Origin of the sequence: Rossellomorea sp. RS05 (assembly GCF_039822645.1) — a bacterium.
In the GTDB taxonomy this organism is placed as follows: Bacteria; Bacillota; Bacilli; order Bacillales; family Bacillaceae_B; genus Rossellomorea; species Rossellomorea marisflavi_B.
Genome location: NZ_JBDKWY010000001.1, coordinates 1,444,029 through 1,461,179, shown reverse-complemented (window position 1 = coordinate 1,461,179; position 17,151 = coordinate 1,444,029). Strand labels below are relative to the sequence as shown.

The following is a 17,151-nucleotide window of genomic DNA, read 5'->3' as shown; positions in this document are numbered from 1 at the left end:
GAGGGGGCTCGATCTGGGGCGACAAGCATAAGAGGGGAAAGCCAAAAAGGCGTTCTGTGCCTTTATGGATTTCACAGCTTATGACCTCGAGCCCCAAGCCCCCGGAGCTGGACAAGAAGAAAAGCGGAGGGGGCTCGATCTGGGGCGACAAGCATAAGAGGGGAAAGCCAAAAAGGCGTTCTGTGCCTTTATGGATTTCACAGCTTATGACCTCGAGCCCCAAGCCCCCGGAGCTGGCCAAGAACAAAGGACTTGCCCCCCACAATAATGGACTGAAAAGAAGGCCATTCTTCTATCAGTCCATTTTTTGTTTGGGAAGAGAATGACCAGGCCGATGTGGTATACTACTACCATCATCGGTTACATACTAGACGAATTTTAAGAGGTGTTTTCATATGGATAAAAATGCAAAAGGAATTGAACTTCTTCAACAGGGGAAGGTGGAGGAAGCCGTTCAGATCTTCACTGAAGCTATCGAGGAGAACCCGACGGACCCGGTAGGCTATATCAACTTCGGGAATGTCCTTATGTCTGTTGGAGATCCGGAAAAAGCGAAGCGCTTTTTCGAGCGTGCGATGGAAGTCGACCCTGAAGCTGGGGCAGCTTACTATTCACTCGGTACGCTTCACTTCAATCAAGGGGAGTATGATCATGCAAAATACCAGTTCGAGCGTGCCATCAAAAAAGGGATGGAGAATGCGGACGTCCACTTCATGCTGGGCATGAGCCTCTCGCAGCTCGATCAGCCGAAGCTTGCCCTGCCATATTTCCAGCGCAGCGTCGAACTGAATGATCAGGATGTTGAAGCCTTCTTCCAATTGGGCCTTTCCCTTGCAAAAGTAGAAGCTTATACGGAGGCGATTGAGGTTTTCAACAATGTGCTATCACTTGATCCGGAACATGCGGATGCCTATTACAACCTCGGCGTCGCCAATCTGGTCCATGAGAGCAATACAGATCAAGCGCTTGTCTTCTTCCGTAAGGCCATCGAGCTTCAACCTGACCATGAGCTTGCCCAGATGGGTGTGGCGACGGTGGAAATGATCAAAAAAGAAGAGAGTGAATAACCGGGGGGTTCGCTGAATTGAGCCAGCAAGACTCTTTACAATTATTTGGAGATGAAGAACTGTACGTCAAAGGGCGCCATCTTGTCACGATCTTCCACAATGAAGACAATATGTACAGTGTCGTGCGCATCAGGGTGGAAGAGACCAATGATGAGGGCTACAGTGATAAAGAAGCCGTTGTAACGGGACATTTCCCGAAGCTTCATGAAGAAGAAACCTACTCTTTTTTCGGTCGCTTTCAGGATCATCCGAAATTCGGCACCCAGTTTCATGCCGATCATTTCAAGAAGGAGATCCCTCAGTCCAAACAAGGGATCGTCCACTATTTATCAAGTGATCTGTTCAGTGGGATCGGGACGAAGACGGCTGAAAAGATCGTGGAACACGTAGGTGAAAATGCCATCACCAAAATCCTTGAGAATCCATCGGTCCTCGACGAGGTGCCGAAGCTTCCGAAGGAAAAGGCAAAGACCATCTTTGATACATTATCCGAGCATCAGGGACTTGAGCGCGTCATGATCATGCTCAACGATTTCGGTTTCGGCCCGCAGATTTCCATGAAGATCTACCAGGCCTATAAAGAACAGGCACTGGAGATCATCCACAACAATCCCTATAAGCTGGTGGAGGATATCGAAGGCATCGGTTTCACCCGTGCAGATGAACTAGGCTCGAAGATCGGGATCACAGGCAGTCATCCCGACAGGATCAAGGCAGGCTGTTTGTATACGTTGGAGCAGATGTGCGTGAAACAGGGTCATGTGTACCTTGAGGCGGAAGAACTCATTGTGAGCGTGAAGGACCTACTGGAAAAGAGTCAGTCCGCACGCATCGAATTCGAGGAGATCTCTGCCCAGGTCGTGGCGCTGGAAGAGGAAGGGAAAGTCGCCGGTGAGGGGACGAAGATTTACACCCCTTCCCTTTATTTCTCCGAAAAAGGCATTGTCACGAATATCGAGAGGATCCTTGCCCAGACCGATTATGAGGATCAGTTCCCCCAATCGGAATTCCTCCTTTCCTTAGGGGCGTTGGAGGATCGCCTGGGCGTGCAGTATGCCCCCTCGCAGCGTGAAGCCATCGAAACGGCACTCATGAGCCCCATGCTCCTCTTGACGGGAGGACCTGGTACGGGAAAAACCACCGTCATCAATGGGATTGTCGAGCTGTATGCCGATCTTCACGGTTGTTCGCTTGACCCGAAGGAATATAAGGATGAACCGTTCCCGGTGCTTCTTGCTGCCCCGACGGGAAGGGCCGCCAAGCGGATGACGGAATCGACGGGGCTGCCTGCCATGACCATCCACCGACTGTTGGGCTGGAATGGAAAAGAGGGTTTTCAGACAGACGAAGAAAGGGCCATCGAAGGAAAGCTGCTGATTGTGGATGAAGTATCGATGGTGGATACATGGCTTGCCCATCAGCTCCTCAAGGCCCTGCCTGAAAATATTCAGGTGATCTTTGTGGGCGATGAAGATCAGCTTCCATCCGTCGGACCGGGACAGGTGCTGAAGGATCTATTGGAATCGGGAAGGGTGCCGACGGTGCGATTGACGGATATTTACCGCCAGGAAGAAGGCTCTTCCATCATCGACCTTGCCCATCAAATGAAGGCAGGACGTTTGCCGGATGACCTTGTGAAGCAGCAGAAGGACCGTTCTTTCTTCCCTTGCCGGACCCATCAGATCACCGAAGTGGTTCAGAAAGTGGTGGAAAACGCGAAGAAGAAAGGCTTCACACCGAAGGATATTCAGGTTCTGGCCCCGATGTACAGAGGTCCAGCTGGAATCGACCGGTTGAACGTCCTTCTGCAGGAAATCTTCAATAAGAATGATGGAACGCGGAAGGAAATCGCCTTCGGGGATGTGAAGTACCGGATCGGGGACAAAGTGCTTCAGCTTGTCAACCAGCCCGAGAACAACGTCTTCAACGGGGACATCGGTGAAGTGGTGTCCATCTTTTACGCAAAGGAAAACACGGAAAAGCAGGATATGGTCATCGTTTCCTACGAGGGGACGGAGGTCACCTATACCCGTCAGGATCTCGGACAGATCACCCATGCGTACTGCTGCTCCATCCATAAATCCCAGGGAAGTGAGTTTCCCATCGTCATCCTTCCGGTGGTGAAAAGTTATTACCGTATGCTGAGGAGAAATCTTCTATATACGGCGATCACCAGAAGCAAGCAGTTCCTCATCCTGTGCGGGGAAGAAGATGCGTTCCGTATGGGGGTCGAACGGGAAGAGGATATCATAAGGAAGACGACCCTGAAGGAAAGGCTTCAAACAATGGAAGACAGTGTGCCGGAAGACGATGCCCCGATCGACTTGATGAAGGTGGACCCGATGATCGGGATGGAGGGCATCACACCGTATGACTTCATGACGTGAGACTGGAAATGGTTTCAGCTTATGATTCGTCTCATTCGGTCCAAACTAGGAAGGAGCGTTCGAACATTCTTCGCCTTTCAAGTATATCTTTTTGCTCGCAGGGCCATGATGGTAAGGATAAAACCTAAGAACGAGGTGAATCCTGCCGTGAAATGTCCGAACTGCCAAAGCAAAGATATAGGGAAAATCGGCATCAATCAGTTTTATTGCTGGGGATGCTATATCGAATTATCCCTGTCCAAGGGAGTCATCCACACCCATCAGGTGGAGGAAGATGGCTCACTGAGTTCGCTTGATGATCTGTTTGACGAGGAAGAACGCCAACTTAGCTAGGGAGAGGTGTTTTTCATGAACAGGGCGTTTTCATCGATCGTTGGGTTCGGGGCAGGCATCGCCGCGTCCATCTATTCCCAAAGGTCCAATATGTTGAATCGTAAGCAAATGAAGAGATTCCGCAAACAAGTGAAGAAGCTCTTCTAGAAAATACCTCAAAGGTCCGGCTATTGCCGGACCTTTTCTCATGACTAAAACCTCCCTGCTTCGGCACACTACATAAAAGGGAGGGACCTTTCATGGCTACCAATTATGCGAAATGGCTTTACCGATTAACCATTGCCTTTGTCGCTTCATTGCTCTTATATGTACTTTTTCTGTTGAAGCCGGTATGGCAACCCGTCCTTGACGTATTCTTTTTTGCGGCACTGCCGTTTATCATCGGAGCGTTCATCGCGTATCTGCTCCATCCCGTGGTGGAGAAACTTCATGAACTTGGGATTCACCGGGGGATCGCCATCCTTCTTATTTACCTGCTCTTTTTTGGAAGCATCGGGTGGGGGATTTATAAGGGGACGCCGGCTATCATCCACCAAATCGATGATTTATCTAAAAATGCTCCAGTACTGACCGATCAATACAACCGCGGGCTCACCTATATCCAGTATAAGACCGCCGCGTGGCCGGAAGGCATCCAATCCATGCTCGATAAGCGGATCAATGGGCTGGAAGCATGGGTGACGGGCCTTGCAGCCGTCGTCCTTGCAATTCTGATGAAGTTCATGAATTCACTTCTGATCATTGCCATCATCCCGTTTGTATCCTTTTATCTGCTGAAGGATGTGGTGAAGGTCAAAAGGTTCTTCATCCGGCTCACTCCCCGCAAGTGGAGAGAAAGCAGCGCAAGTTTCCTAAGGGACGTGGATGCTTCTCTAGGAGGCTATATCCGTGGGCAACTCCTGGTCTGTTTGATCATTTTCGGTGTATCGACGTCGGCACTTTGGCTCATCGGAATGAAATATCCCCTTATCCTTGGCCTGATCATCGGGGTGACCAATGTCATCCCCTATTTCGGACCGATCATCGGGGCCATTCCGGCAGTGCTTGTGGCAAGCACGATTTCCCTTCACATGGTCATTTACGTGGTGATCATCGTCTTGATTCTGCAGTTCCTCGAAGGGAATATCCTGTCTCCCTTGATTGTCGGGAAGACGCTGCATATGCACCCTCTATTCATCATGGGCGCTTTGATAATCGGCGGTGAGGTCCAAGGTGTGATTGGCATGATTGTGGCAGTACCGGCCCTTGCCATCATCAAGGTCGCCATATTGCACGGCCGGACGCATTTCATCCATTCCCGTCAAAAAGAAAAGGAGGGACATTGACAAACCCTTCGATTATTTTTATAATCCAATTTATACACGTAAAACGATGAAGGAACGAGTACGTCATAGTCCATCGAGAAGAGAGGGCACCCCTAGGCTGAAAGGGTACCCGGATGAAGGATGACGGAATGCTGATCCGGAGTGCAGGAAGAACCCTGCCGTATGGCCGCGTTAAGGCGTATTGAGGGATGGATAAGAATCTTTATCCATAACCAGGGTGGTACCGCGAGTTAGCTCTCGTCCCTGATCAGGGATGAGGGCTTTTTTGTATTCTTTTTTATGTACATATTCAAAGGAGGAACTGACGATGAAAACATTGACAGGAGCCGAAATCCGGCAAAAGTTCCTGGATTTCTTCCAGGAAAAGAACCATGGCGTGGAGCCGAGTGCTTCACTGGTCCCCCATGAGGATCCATCACTTCTATGGATCAATAGTGGAGTCGCAACACTAAAAAAGTATTTTGATGGACGTGTGATCCCTGAAAATCCAAGGATCGTGAATGCACAGAAATCAATCAGGACGAACGATATTGAAAACGTGGGGGAAACGGCCCGTCACCACACATTCTTTGAGATGCTCGGGAACTTCTCCATCGGCGATTACTTCAAGGTGGAAGCCATCGAATGGGCATGGGAATTCCTGACGAAAGAGGAATGGATCGGATTCGATCCTGAAAAGCTTTCCGTAACGATCCATCCTGAAGATCATGAAGCATTCGATATCTGGCATACCAAAGTCGGAGTACCGGCAGAACGCATCATCCGAATCGAGGGGAACTTCTGGGATATCGGGGAAGGACCAAGCGGACCGAACACGGAGATCTTCTATGACCGCGGCCCGGAATATGGGGAGAACCCAAATGATCCTGAACTGTATCCAGGAGGGGAGAACGACCGTTATCTTGAGGTGTGGAATCTTGTGTTCTCGCAGTTCAACCATAATCCTGACGGGACGTACACCCCGCTTCCGAAGAAAAACATCGATACCGGTATGGGTCTAGAGCGTATGGCTTGCGTGGTCCAAGGGGTGCCGACGAACTTCGATACCGACCTCTTTATGCCGATCATTTCGGCTACAGAAGGCATGTCGGGCAGCAAATACGGCGAGCGTAAAGAAGACGACAAAGCATTCAAAGTCATTGCCGATCATATCCGGACCGTGGCATTTGCCATCGGGGACGGGGCCCTTCCTTCCAATGAAGGACGCGGTTATGTACTGAGACGTCTGCTCAGAAGGGCTGTGCGCTTCGCGAAGCAGATCGGCATCAATCGTCCGTTCATGTTCGAGCTCGTTCCGGTTGTAGCGGAAGTGATGGTCGACTTCTATCCGGAAGTGAAGGAAAAGACGGAGTTCATCCAAAAAGTGGTGAAGAACGAGGAAGATCGCTTCCATGAAACGCTGAACGAAGGATTGCACATCCTTTCCAGCGTGATGAAAGAACAAAAAGCAGCTGGCAGCACCGTCATCCCAGGTAAAGATGTTTTCAGATTGTATGACACGTACGGTTTCCCTGTTGAGCTCACTGAAGAGTATGCAGAGGAAGAAGGACTGAGCCTCGATCAAGCAGGCTTCGAGTCGGAAATGGAAGCGCAGCGCGAACGTGCACGCTCCGCCCGTCAGGATGTGGGAAGCATGCAGGTCCAAGGCGGTGTTCTCAGTGATGTGACCGTGAAGAGTAAATTTGTGGGCTATTCGACTCTTGAAGCAACGGCTACCGTCCTCGAAGTCATCGTGGGAGATGAGCGTCAGCCAAAGGCCGACAAGGGGCAAGAAGTGCAGTTCATCCTGGATGAAACCCCGTTTTATGCTGAAAGCGGTGGACAAATCGGGGATAAGGGTTATCTCTTTGCCGATGGGGTAAAGGTGTTTGTAAGAGACGTCAAAAAGGCTCCAAACGGACAAAACCTTCACTCAGGTATCGTAGAAGAAGGATCTCTGCTCAAGGGCACAGAAGTGAAAGCCATCGTTTCAAGGGAATCCCGCAAGAAAGTCGAAAAGAATCACACGGCGACGCATCTTCTTCATCAAGCACTGAAGGATGTACTCGGGGAGCATGTCAATCAAGCAGGGTCACTCGTTGAACCGGACAGACTCCGATTTGACTTCTCCCACTTCGGTTCCATCACGGAAGCAGAAATGGAAAAGATCGAACAGATCGTCAACGAAAAAGTATGGCAGGCCCTTCAAGTCAACATCGAACAAAAGACCCTGCAGGAAGCAAAAGCGATGGGTGCCATGGCACTATTCGGTGAGAAATACGGGGATGAAGTGCGTGTCGTTTCCATCGGCGATTATTCCCTGGAACTATGCGGTGGCTGTCATGTAGGCAATACCTCTGAGATCGGCCTCTTCAAGATCCAATCAGAAGGCGGCATCGGAGCAGGCACAAGAAGGATCGAGGCTGTGACAGGCGAAGGGGCATATCGTGTCCTGAATGACCAGGTCTCCCTCCTTAAAGAAGCGGCTGCGAAGCTGAAGACCAATCCGAAAGAAGTTTCGGTCCGCGTCGAATCCCTTCTGCAGGAAATGAAGGAACTTCAGAAAGCGAATGAATCATTGGCGGCAAAATTGTCCAACATAGAAGCAGGAAACCTGACCGACCAAGTCAAAGTCGTGGATGGAGTCAATGTCCTGACGGCAAAAGTCGGTGGCGGCGACCTGCGCAACATGATGGATGACCTGAAGCAGAAGCTGTCCTCCGGTGTGATCGTCCTTGCTTCTGCCAGTGGCGATAAAGTCAACATCATCGCAGGTGTGACGAATGATCTCGTCAAAGAAGGATATCACGCAGGCAAGCTTGTGAAGGAAGTTGCTACACGCTGCGGCGGAGGAGGCGGCGGACGTCCGGATATGGCGCAGGCAGGCGGAAAAGATGCGTCGAAGCTGGATGATGCCCTTCAATTTGTAGAAGAATGGGTGAAATCCGTTTAACTCCCTGTCAAAGTGGTGTACAATGGTTGTAGCGATTAACAATTCGGTTGTCAAAAAGACAAGCCTGAAGAGAGGTGTCAATGATGAGTTCTTTTGACAAAACGATGCGATTTGATTTCTCCGAGGAGCCATTTGAACATGATGTGAAGGAAGTCCTCCTTCAAGTCCATAATGCGCTTCAGGAAAAAGGGTACAACCCGATCAATCAAATCGTAGGGTATTTACTATCCGGAGATCCCGCGTACATTCCAAGGCATCAAGATGCCAGGAATATCATCCGACGCCTTGAGCGCGATGAAATCATCGAAGAATTAGTCAAATCGTATTTGAAACAGCATAAAGAGGGATAACACATGCGCACTATGGGATTGGATGTCGGCTCGAAGACCGTGGGTGTCGCCATCAGCGATGCCTTCGGCTGGACGGCCCAGGGAATCGAAACCATCAAGATAGACGAAGAGAAGAATACGTTCCGGCTCGACAGGATCAAGGAGCTGGCAGAAGAATATGAAGTGAGCAAGGTCGTCGTCGGCCTGCCGAAGAATATGAACAATACCATCGGTCCCCGAGGGGAAGCTTCACAAGCCTACGGAGAGCTTGTCCGTATCGAGCTCGGTGTACCCGTTGTCTTTTGGGATGAACGGCTCAGTACGATGGCTGCCGAAAGGGTTCTCCTTGAGGCAGATGTGAGCAGGAAGAAGCGTAAGAAAGTAATCGACAAAATGGCTGCCTCCATGATCCTTCAGGGATTCTTGGACAGTCAAAAATAATGAGGTGTATTTAAAATGGAACATGGCGAAAAACAAATCACAGTAGTAGACGAACAAGGAAACGAACAGCTTTGTGAAGTCCTCTTCACATTCGAATCAGATAAATTCAACAAATCATACGTCCTGTATTATCCACTTGGAGCAGACGAAGATGACGAAGAAGAAATCGAAATCCACGCTTCTGCATTCCTGCCTGGAAACGAAGGCGAAGAAGGCGAATTGCAGCCGATCGAAACAGAAGATGAGTGGGACATGATCGAGGAAATGCTCAACACATTCCTTGAAGATGAAGAAATGGAATAAGGATTCCTTACATGCAGGGGCCGGTGAAGGGAGAAAACTCTCTCCTTTTTACCGGTCCCTGTTTTTCTTTGTGCAAAATATTGTATAATGGTGGAGATGATGTCGAAATCAATGTCGGATATCCCGCTTTTTGCTCGAAAGGGGGAATGGTTATGACAGATAAAAAAGAGATAAAGGAAACGCTGATGAAAAAATTACTCGAACGACAATCCGAAGCAAGATCCATCAGGAAGATCGTCGGCCTCATTCTTCTATGCGTGGTCATCCTTATAGGGGGAACGGCGGTAGGCGGCTATTTCTATGTCAAATCCGCCCTGAAGCCCGTTGACCCCGATGACTCCAAGCCCGTTAATGTAGAGGTGCCGATCGGCTCCGGGGTCTCCACCATCGCCGATCTTCTTGCAGACAAGGGGATCGTGAAGAATGCGACGGTATTCAAGTATTATGTGAAGTTCAACAATGAATCAGGCTTCCAGGCAGGGAGCTACGGTCTCACCCCTTCCATGACCATGGATGAAATCATCAAAAGCCTGAAGACCGGCAGGGTGATCCGCGACGCGGAGTTCACCATCACCGTTCCAGAAGGCCTGCAACTTGATGAGATTGCCGGGTTGATTGGTGAGAAGTCACCGTATTCGAAGCAGGAAGTGGAAAAGAAGCTGGAAGATAAGAAATGGATCGAGCAATTAAAGAAGGAATATCCGAATCTCATTACGAAAGATGTCTCAAACAAAAAGATCAAACGACCGCTTGAAGGCTATCTGTATCCGGCAACCTATTCGTTCTATGAAAAGAAGCCATCTCTTGAAAGCATCCTGAAGGAAATGATCAACCAGACGAACGAAGTGCTGGCTCAATATGAGCCAGCCATGAAAGAGAAGAAAATGTCCCCTCATGAACTTCTGACCTTTGCCTCCCTCGTGGAGAAAGAAGCGACGGAGAAAGCGGACAGAGGGAAGATCTCAAGCGTCTTCTATAACCGCATCGAAGAGGACATGCCTCTCCAAACGGATCCAACCGTGCTGTATTCACTAGGTAAACATAAGGCAAGGACCACCTACAAAGATCTTGAAGTGGACTCTCCTTACAATACGTACAAGAATAAAGGACTGCCGCCGGGACCGATCTCAAACGCAGGAGTATCGTCCATCGAAGCGGCATTGGAACCGGAAGACACGGATTTCTACTACTTCCTTGCTTCATCGAACGGGACCGTTTACTATTCGGAAACCTTGGATGAACATAATGAGAAGAAAGAAAAATACATCACGAATAAGAAGGACTGAACCATGGAGGAGGAAAGAAATATTCGCTTTCCTCCTCTTCATATGATAAAATGATACAAGTTATTTTCATATACCGATGCCCGGCGTTTTAAGTAGAAAGCTCAAGGTAGCTTTCTTCTTTTCATGTTCATTACGCTCAATGGGCCGGAAAATAAACGATAGAAGGTTGATTCCGTGGACGAAAAAATAATCGATTATATAGAATCCATTGTTCTGGACCGTTCCGATCTGCTTCAGGAAATGGAAGCATATGCTGAGGAGAACGGGGTGCCGATCATGGAGCTTGTCGGCATCGAGGCGCTCCTCGGAATGCTCAGGATCCAACAGCCGAAGCGGATCCTTGAAGTGGGTACGGCAATCGGATACTCTGCACTCAGGATGGCCGAAGCGCTTCCCAATACCACCATCGTCACACTTGAAAGGGACGAAGAAAGGTATGAGAAGGCACAGGAGTTCCTCGGCCGTTCATCTGCACGTGACAGGGTCATCACCCTGTTCGGTGATGCCCTCGAGCTGCAGGAAGATGTAAAGCAACATGGTCCGTATGATGCGGTCTTCATCGATGCTGCTAAAGGTCAGTATCGCAAATTCTTCGACAGTTATTCCGAGATGCTGACCCCTGAAGGTGTCGTATACTCTGACAACGTTCTGTTCAAAGGACTGGTGGCAGAGGAAGTGGTTGAGCAGAAGCGGATCCGTAACATGGTGAAAAAACTGCAGGACTACAACAAATGGCTGATGGATCATCCTGAATATGATACGTCGATCCTCCCGGTCGGGGACGGGGTCGCAATCAGCAAAAAGCGGGGCACCCGTGTAGAAGCCTGATACTCCGGTGAAGCTGACCGTCTTTCATGCATGCATGAAAAAATGAGCGGGGCTGGAGGAGGGTGCTGAGTGGTCAAAGAAGGATCGTTCAGATCCGGTCATTCACACCATCATACAACCAGGGATGAAAAAGGGAATGAGCAGGATGTTGTCCGCCACCCATAATAAATTGTGAAAGATCATGCAGAGCAGGAGCACTGCATGATTCGAAAGGAGAACATCGTAACCTTATGAAGCAGAAACCCGTCGTCATTGGTGTAGCAGGAGGTTCAGGGTCAGGGAAGACTAGCGTAACGAAAGCGATCTACGAACAATTCCAGGGCCATTCCATCCTCATGTTGCAGCAGGATTATTATTATAAAGATCAATCCCACCTACCATTCGAGGAGCGTCTGAAAACGAACTATGACCATCCACTGGCATTCGATAATGACCTCTTGATTGAACATCTCCAAGGCCTGCTGAATCATCAGCACGTGGAGAAACCCGTTTACGATTACAAAATGCACACGCGTTCGGATGAAACGATCCCTGTTGAGCCGAAAGATGTGATCATCTTAGAAGGAATCCTTGTATTAGAAGATGAGAGATTGCGCAACTTAATGGATATTAAACTATACGTGGATACCGATGCCGATCTCCGCATCATCAGAAGGATGCTTCGTGATATTAAGGAGCGAGGGCGTTCCATTGATTCCGTCATTGATCAATACATCACGGTCGTCCGTCCGATGCATAATCAATTCATCGAACCGACGAAGCGATATGCCGATGTGATCATCCCGGAAGGCGGCCATAATCATGTGGCCATCGACCTCATGGTCACAAAAATTCAAACAATTCTTGAACAAAAGTCATTTTTGTAATACGATAGCATAGATAAATAAAGTCCAAAATTTACAAATCCCCACAATTGAACATCATCAGGGAATGGAGAAGGGTTTCATCTTCTCCATTCCCTCGCTTTACATGTTGAAGCAATATGGTACATAAAGAGCCAGGGGATGCTCTAAATAGAGAAGGAGTGAAGAGGGTCATGAGTACAGAAAAAGTATACCCGATGACGATCGAAGGGAAAGAAAAGTTAGAAAAAGAACTAGAGAACCTGAAAACGGTTAAACGTAAAGAAGTCGTCGAGCGCATCAAAGTCGCAAGGAGCTTCGGGGATCTATCCGAAAACTCTGAGTACGATGCAGCCAAAGATGAGCAGGCATTCGTAGAAGGACGCATCTCGACGCTTGAAAATATGATCCGCAACGCAAAGATTATCCAAGAAGATGATCATAATTCCGATACGGTCCAGCTTGGTAAGAAGGTGACCTTCATCGAACTTCCTGATGGCGATAAAGAAACATATTCCATCGTGGGAAGCGCTGAAGCCGATCCATTTGAAGGGAAAATCTCCAATGACTCCCCGATCGCCAAAAGTCTTCTTGGACATAAAGTAGGCGAACAAGTGACGGTTCAGACTCCAGGCGGGGAAATGAGCGTCAAGATCGTAGAAGTAAGCTGATAAAAGAAGGGGGCCTCCGGGCCTCTTTTTTTATGGAGAAAATCAAAGGACTAATTCATCTCGGAACCGTCAACAATGATGGTAGAGGTGAAAGCATGAAGAAGAAGCGGGTCTTATTCTTAAGTATCATCCTATTATCCATCCTGTTTGGTCTGATCGGAAGGCTGATGCAGGTGCAACTGGTCCAGACCGAGTCATTCTCCAAACACAAAATCAACCTGATTGAGAGCAGCGTGGAACAGCGGACGCAGCAGATCGTCATAGACGAAGGGAGAGGGGCTTTCCTTGACCGTGCAGGCAATCCCCTGACCTTCGATGAAGAAAATGTCGTGGTGCTCTTCCCGTTCCTGAATAAGATCGAGTGGCCGAGCGCCACTGTAGCATCCATCCTAGGTATGAACGAAGCAGACATCAAGCGGGATCTCCTCGGGGCAAAGGAACCCGTGGTCCTGAAAGGCAGCGTGGATCTTACGCAGTCTCAAATGGACCGCGTGAACGCTCTGGAGGTCCAAGGGGTCTTCGCCGTGAAGAAAAAAGTGAAAAAGCCTGTGATCCCTGCCGCACAACTGATCGGGGTGACGGGTGAGAACACGACCCTGTTCCATGAGCGGTATCCCGATAGGGTCAAGGGGGCCAATCAGCCCGTCGGTGTGTCTGGGCTTCAGGGCATATTTGACGAATGGCTCATAGCCGAGGAGCAGGCGAAGCTTGTGTATCATGTGGATGCAACGGGAGGACCGCTGTTCGGAGCAGACGTGAAATATGTCGCCTCGGCCAATCCATTCTATCCATTAAACGTGAAGACGACGATCGATTCAAGGGCGCAGGAAGCCCTTGAAGAGGTTGCTGATACATACGAGATGAAAAAAGGGGGGCTCCTCCTACTCGATATCGCAAGCAGTGAGATCGTGGCCAGCGTCTCTCGACCGAAGATGAAACAGGGGGATCCGTTCGGAGAAGGAGCGACGGATTATATGAGAAAGGCCCTCATACCCGGTTCCGTCTTCAAGACGGTCATTGCAGCGGCGAGCCTTGAGGAAGGCATGGTGGATGAAACAAGGATGTTCGACTGTGACCGGAATATCAGGGGAGGGGAAGCACAGAAGCCACACGGCTCGATCAATATCAGGGACAGTCTGGCAGCAAGCTGCAATCGTACATTTGCAGACCTCGCCAATGAACTGACAGAAAAAGACCCGGATCTCATTGAAGAGTACGCAGATAAACTCGGCCTAACGGGTGATGTCGCCTGGAAAGGGGACGTATTCCACTACGAGGATTTCTCCCAATTGAAGCTGGAACAATCCAGGATCTTTGCGTCAGATGAAGCAAAAGAGGATCGCAACCAGATCGCCATGACCGGAATCGGACAGAATGAAGTGAGGGTGACCCCCATCGGCATGGCTAATATGATGGCGACGATCGCAAGGGGAGGAAAGGCGTACGAAGTGAGTGCAGTATCGATGGTTGAATATCAGAACGGAGCGGATATGGTGACATTCCCGAGGCAGGAAGGCGGCGAAGGAATCAGCCCGTTCACAGCGATGAAAATGCAGCAGTACTTGCGCGGGGTCGTGAATTCTCCCCTAGGGACGGCCCCTTATCTTCAGGAAGCGGCATACGAAGTCGCCGGTAAGACGGGCACAGCCCAGACCGGAAGCTACAGGGGAGAGAAAACCAAGGCAAATGAGCTTTATAACAAGTGGTTCGCCGGCTACTTCCCCTTCCACGACCCGAAGTATGCCCTTGTGGCGGTGAATATGGACGTTCTAGTGGACGAAGGTGGCATCTATCCGATCTTCAAGGACAGCGTCGACGCCCTCTACCGTCTGGATCAGGAATGAGTCGAAGGAAATGGATAATGTTTCGCTTTCTTCTTTTTCCCCTGTCTGTTAAACTATTGAGGATAATAGGGAGGGAAAGACATGGCGAAGTACCAATCTCGATTAGATAAACGATCAAAAAAGAACACCAATAAAATCCTGAATATCATGATTGCAGTCGTCGTCCTATTGATCCTCGTAGTGGGCGGCTCGATCCTTATTGGAGGCGGGAACGACAAAAGCTCCGATACGGCTTCTTCCTCTACGGGTAACGGAGGGAACAAGAAAGCCTCTGCTGAAGAAAATAAAAGCGATACTGCCAAAAAAGATAATGAGGATTCAAATGATAAAAAAGCTGCTGACGACAAAGAGGACAAGGACAAAAAAGACGAAGATGAAAAAAAATCCGACGATGATAAAGAAAAAGATCTGAAGTCGGAAGACGACAGCAAGCTGAAAGTTCAGGATGGCGACGAACCGAATGTGGATAAAACCGTTGTGCATCCAGACTGGAAGCCGGTGGGCACTTCACAATCTGGAGAGCACGTATCTTCTTATGATCTGGGAACACCTGACTGGAACGAAAAGGTGAAAGCTCTATCCTACGCTACCGGAATACCAGAAAACAATATGACGGTATGGTATATCGAAGGAAACGGTAGTCCGCAGAAATCCATCGGTACAGTATCCGCAAAGAATGACTCCCAGGCATACAGGGTCTATCTTCAGTGGATCGATGGAGAGGGCTGGCAGCCGACTAAGGTTCAGGAACTGATCGAAAACGATAAAAACTAAAGAAAAATCCGCCAGGGTCATGTGGACCCCGGCGGATTTTTTTGTTTCTGCATTCATTGATTCAGCTTGAAATGGACCACGGCCGTATAGAGGCGGCGATTGTTTTCATCTACCGTCACATGATGCTGTACATGGTGGACCCTGAGCATGATCGACTGATTCAATTCAATCTGCTCGGTAATTTTCTTTTCTAGTGTGGAAAGATCTGCGGCCTCGAAGAACTCGACCTTATCCTTGATCAATTCAAATGAAATACTCATGTTTCTCCCCCTCTTATCGGTTCGCCTCCTTATTTTAGGGCTTGTTTGCCCCCTTGGCAATGGATAACAGTTGAATAATGGGGGTGGATATGATAATTTAATAACAGTTTTAAAATTAAATCATAGTATATGGATAGGAATTATAAACTTTCCAACAGGAGTGGGATCGATGGGTAGAGAGTTTTTGGATTTATTCCAGGATTGGGCGGATTCATACGATGATACCGTAACGGGTCATGATGTCGAATACCAGGCGGTGTTTGAACACTATGATGCCATACTAGATGCAGTGGCTGCCCGTGTAAAAGGAAGGGTCGTCGAATTCGGTCCAGGAACGGGCAATTTGACGAAGAAGCTCTTGGAGAACAAGCTGGAGGTTCTGCCGTTCGAGCCATCCCCTGAGATGAGGGAGATCGGCATGCAGAAACTCGGGGACCAGGTCACCTTCAGGGATGGAGACTTCCTTGATTTCGATCTTGTTGGGACGGTGGACTCGTTCGTCAGTTCCTACGCATTTCACCACCTCACCGATGAGGAAAAAGGAAAAGCCTTTGAGATTTATGGCAAGTACCTGCCCCGTGGTGGTAAAATAGTATGGGCCGACACCATGTTCGAGAGTGACCGGCACTATCAAGCCGCCATATCCGCAGCCATCGAAAAAGGATATCATAATCTAGCAGATGACCTGAAACGCGAATACTACACCACGTTGGATGTGTTCAGAGCCCTCCTTGAACCGAGAGGATTCACAGTCACATTCGATCAGGTGAATGCATTTGTATGGATCATGGAGGCGACTAAACAGTAGAAAGAGGTCGTACACTATGAAAATCGCCATCATTGGAGCAATGGAAGAAGAAGTCACTTTATTAAGGGAAAACATTTCGAATCCTGTGGTCGAAACCATCGCAGGGTGTGAATATACAAGTGGAACAATGAAAGGGAAGGAAGTCGTTCTTCTACGTTCCGGAATCGGAAAGGTAAATGCCGCGATGTCAACAGCGGTCCTACTACAGCACTTCAAGCCAGACAGCATCATCAATACTGGATCAGCAGGCGGATTCGATCCTGCACTGAACGTCGGGGACGTGGTCATTTCCACAGAGGTCCGTCATCATGATGTGGACGTGACAGCATTCGGCTATGAGTACGGTCAGGTGCCACAGCTACCGGCTGCCTTCACGGCGGATGAAAAGTTGAAAGAAATCGCCGTGCAGTCGGTGAAGAAGATGGGGGACGTACAAGTCGTTTCCGGCTTGATCGCAACAGGGGATTCATTCATGAGCGATCCTGCACGGGTAGAAGCAATCCGTGATAAGTTCGATTCTCTGCAGGCAGTAGAGATGGAAGCGGCGGCGATCGCACAGGTTGCCCATCAATTCGGCACCCCGTTCGTCATCATCCGTTCCCTATCTGATATTGCCGGGAAGGAATCTGATCTGTCATTCGATCAATACCTGGAAAAAGCGGCCCTGCATTCAGCCAATATGGTCATGAATATTGTAGAGTCCGTATAAAGAGAGAAGCTG

The 17,151-nt window shown here is 49.1% G+C and carries 19 protein-coding genes and 1 other annotated feature; of the genes, 18 read left to right on the top strand and 1 reads right to left on the bottom strand.

Translation table 11 applies throughout. The features are described from left to right. The 16 genes from ABJ225_RS07660 to ABJ225_RS07585 form a co-directional block, all read left to right on the top strand. A partial coding sequence (locus ABJ225_RS07660; RefSeq protein WP_347319264.1) for a hypothetical protein occupies positions 1-326 on the top strand: 326 nt, incomplete at its 5' end. A 69-nt stretch (positions 327-395) separates the two neighbouring features. Beyond that, positions 396-1,067, top strand: coding sequence for a tetratricopeptide repeat protein (locus ABJ225_RS07655; protein WP_347319262.1), 672 nt, complete (start codon positions 396-398; stop codon positions 1,065-1,067). 17 nt (positions 1,068-1,084) lie between these two features. After that, positions 1,085-3,454, top strand: coding sequence for an SF1B family DNA helicase RecD2 (recD2, locus tag ABJ225_RS07650; protein ID WP_218246265.1), 2,370 nt, complete (start codon positions 1,085-1,087; stop codon positions 3,452-3,454). A gap of 108 nt (positions 3,455-3,562) precedes the next feature. Then, positions 3,563-3,787, top strand: a complete 225-nt coding sequence (locus ABJ225_RS07645) for a hypothetical protein (protein ID WP_079516779.1) — start codon at positions 3,563-3,565, stop codon at positions 3,785-3,787. 15 nt (positions 3,788-3,802) lie between these two features. Beyond that, positions 3,803-3,934, top strand: a complete 132-nt coding sequence (locus ABJ225_RS07640) for a YrzQ family protein (RefSeq protein ID WP_347319259.1) — start codon at positions 3,803-3,805, stop codon at positions 3,932-3,934. A 92-nt stretch (positions 3,935-4,026) separates the two neighbouring features. After that, positions 4,027-5,112 (top strand): AI-2E family transporter, encoded by a 1,086-nt coding sequence (locus ABJ225_RS07635; protein ID WP_079516444.1) that lies wholly within the window; start codon positions 4,027-4,029, stop codon positions 5,110-5,112. A 37-nt stretch (positions 5,113-5,149) separates the two neighbouring features. After that, positions 5,150-5,360, top strand: a binding site (T-box leader). Positions 5,361-5,419: 59 nt separating this feature from the next. Beyond that, positions 5,420-8,044 (top strand): alanine--tRNA ligase, encoded by a 2,625-nt coding sequence (gene alaS / locus ABJ225_RS07630; RefSeq protein WP_347319257.1) that lies wholly within the window; start codon positions 5,420-5,422, stop codon positions 8,042-8,044. An 83-nt stretch (positions 8,045-8,127) separates the two neighbouring features. Continuing rightward, positions 8,128-8,394, top strand: coding sequence for an IreB family regulatory phosphoprotein (locus ABJ225_RS07625; protein ID WP_048006427.1), 267 nt, complete (start codon positions 8,128-8,130; stop codon positions 8,392-8,394). A gap of 3 nt (positions 8,395-8,397) precedes the next feature. Further along, entirely contained in the window at positions 8,398-8,814 is a 417-nt protein-coding gene (gene ruvX / locus ABJ225_RS07620; protein ID WP_218246263.1) for a Holliday junction resolvase RuvX, read from the top strand. A gap of 15 nt (positions 8,815-8,829) precedes the next feature. Next, positions 8,830-9,117: a DUF1292 domain-containing protein gene (locus ABJ225_RS07615; protein ID WP_048006187.1), complete on the top strand. Its 288-nt coding sequence runs from the start codon at positions 8,830-8,832 to the stop codon at positions 9,115-9,117. Positions 9,118-9,263: 146 nt separating this feature from the next. Further along, on the top strand, positions 9,264-10,403 hold the full coding sequence (gene mltG / locus ABJ225_RS07610; protein WP_148984600.1) for an endolytic transglycosylase MltG: 1,140 nt from the start codon (positions 9,264-9,266) through the stop codon (positions 10,401-10,403). Between the two features lie 174 nt (positions 10,404-10,577). Continuing rightward, positions 10,578-11,231 (top strand): O-methyltransferase, encoded by a 654-nt coding sequence (locus ABJ225_RS07605; RefSeq protein ID WP_347319253.1) that lies wholly within the window; start codon positions 10,578-10,580, stop codon positions 11,229-11,231. 230 nt (positions 11,232-11,461) lie between these two features. Further along, positions 11,462-12,097, top strand: a complete 636-nt coding sequence (udk, locus tag ABJ225_RS07600) for a uridine kinase (RefSeq protein ID WP_053426487.1) — start codon at positions 11,462-11,464, stop codon at positions 12,095-12,097. Positions 12,098-12,267: 170 nt separating this feature from the next. Beyond that, positions 12,268-12,744, top strand: a complete 477-nt coding sequence (gene greA, locus ABJ225_RS07595) for a transcription elongation factor GreA (protein ID WP_048006184.1) — start codon at positions 12,268-12,270, stop codon at positions 12,742-12,744. Between the two features lie 95 nt (positions 12,745-12,839). Then, positions 12,840-14,588, top strand: a complete 1,749-nt coding sequence (locus ABJ225_RS07590) for a peptidoglycan D,D-transpeptidase FtsI family protein (RefSeq protein ID WP_347319251.1) — start codon at positions 12,840-12,842, stop codon at positions 14,586-14,588. An 81-nt stretch (positions 14,589-14,669) separates the two neighbouring features. Continuing rightward, complete coding sequence (locus tag ABJ225_RS07585; protein ID WP_056535193.1) at positions 14,670-15,362, top strand: YrrS family protein; 693 nt, start codon at positions 14,670-14,672, stop codon at positions 15,360-15,362. Positions 15,363-15,415: 53 nt separating this feature from the next. On the opposite strand, the gene ABJ225_RS07580 is transcribed toward ABJ225_RS07585, so the two are convergent. Continuing rightward, positions 15,416-15,622: a DUF2536 family protein gene (locus tag ABJ225_RS07580; protein WP_079516442.1), complete on the bottom strand. Its 207-nt coding sequence runs from the start codon at positions 15,620-15,622 to the stop codon at positions 15,416-15,418. 169 nt (positions 15,623-15,791) lie between these two features. On the opposite strand from ABJ225_RS07580, the gene ABJ225_RS07575 reads away from it, so the two are divergent. After that, complete coding sequence (locus ABJ225_RS07575) at positions 15,792-16,430, top strand: class I SAM-dependent methyltransferase (RefSeq protein ID WP_347319248.1); 639 nt, start codon at positions 15,792-15,794, stop codon at positions 16,428-16,430. Positions 16,431-16,446: 16 nt separating this feature from the next. Next, positions 16,447-17,139: a 5'-methylthioadenosine/S-adenosylhomocysteine nucleosidase gene (gene mtnN, locus ABJ225_RS07570; RefSeq protein ID WP_056535198.1), complete on the top strand. Its 693-nt coding sequence runs from the start codon at positions 16,447-16,449 to the stop codon at positions 17,137-17,139. The last annotated feature ends 12 nt before the right edge of the window (positions 17,140-17,151 follow it).

Excerpts from the sequence above, each read along its gene's own strand:
- ABJ225_RS07585 (WP_056535193.1), top strand. The coding sequence starts at position 14,670 with ATGGCGAAGTACCAATCTCGATTAGATAAACGATCAAAAAAGAACACC.
- ruvX (WP_218246263.1), top strand. The coding sequence starts at position 8,398 with ATGCGCACTATGGGATTGGATGTCGGCTCGAAGACCGTGGGTGTCGCC.
- ABJ225_RS07625 (WP_048006427.1), top strand. The coding sequence starts at position 8,128 with ATGAGTTCTTTTGACAAAACGATGCGATTTGATTTCTCCGAGGAGCCA.
- ABJ225_RS07645 (WP_079516779.1), top strand. The coding sequence starts at position 3,563 with ATGGTAAGGATAAAACCTAAGAACGAGGTGAATCCTGCCGTGAAATGT.
- ABJ225_RS07590 (WP_347319251.1), top strand. The coding sequence starts at position 12,840 with ATGAAGAAGAAGCGGGTCTTATTCTTAAGTATCATCCTATTATCCATC.
- mltG (WP_148984600.1), top strand. The coding sequence starts at position 9,264 with ATGGTTATGACAGATAAAAAAGAGATAAAGGAAACGCTGATGAAAAAA.
- ABJ225_RS07575 (WP_347319248.1), top strand. The coding sequence starts at position 15,792 with ATGGGTAGAGAGTTTTTGGATTTATTCCAGGATTGGGCGGATTCATAC.
- udk (WP_053426487.1), top strand. The coding sequence starts at position 11,462 with ATGAAGCAGAAACCCGTCGTCATTGGTGTAGCAGGAGGTTCAGGGTCA.
- ABJ225_RS07635 (WP_079516444.1), top strand. The coding sequence starts at position 4,027 with ATGGCTACCAATTATGCGAAATGGCTTTACCGATTAACCATTGCCTTT.
- ABJ225_RS07615 (WP_048006187.1), top strand. The coding sequence starts at position 8,830 with ATGGAACATGGCGAAAAACAAATCACAGTAGTAGACGAACAAGGAAAC.
- ABJ225_RS07655 (WP_347319262.1), top strand. The coding sequence starts at position 396 with ATGGATAAAAATGCAAAAGGAATTGAACTTCTTCAACAGGGGAAGGTG.
- ABJ225_RS07580 (WP_079516442.1), bottom strand. The coding sequence starts at position 15,622 with ATGAGTATTTCATTTGAATTGATCAAGGATAAGGTCGAGTTCTTCGAG.
- ABJ225_RS07640 (WP_347319259.1), top strand. The coding sequence starts at position 3,803 with ATGAACAGGGCGTTTTCATCGATCGTTGGGTTCGGGGCAGGCATCGCC.
- mtnN (WP_056535198.1), top strand. The coding sequence starts at position 16,447 with ATGAAAATCGCCATCATTGGAGCAATGGAAGAAGAAGTCACTTTATTA.
- greA (WP_048006184.1), top strand. The coding sequence starts at position 12,268 with ATGAGTACAGAAAAAGTATACCCGATGACGATCGAAGGGAAAGAAAAG.
- alaS (WP_347319257.1), top strand. The coding sequence starts at position 5,420 with ATGAAAACATTGACAGGAGCCGAAATCCGGCAAAAGTTCCTGGATTTC.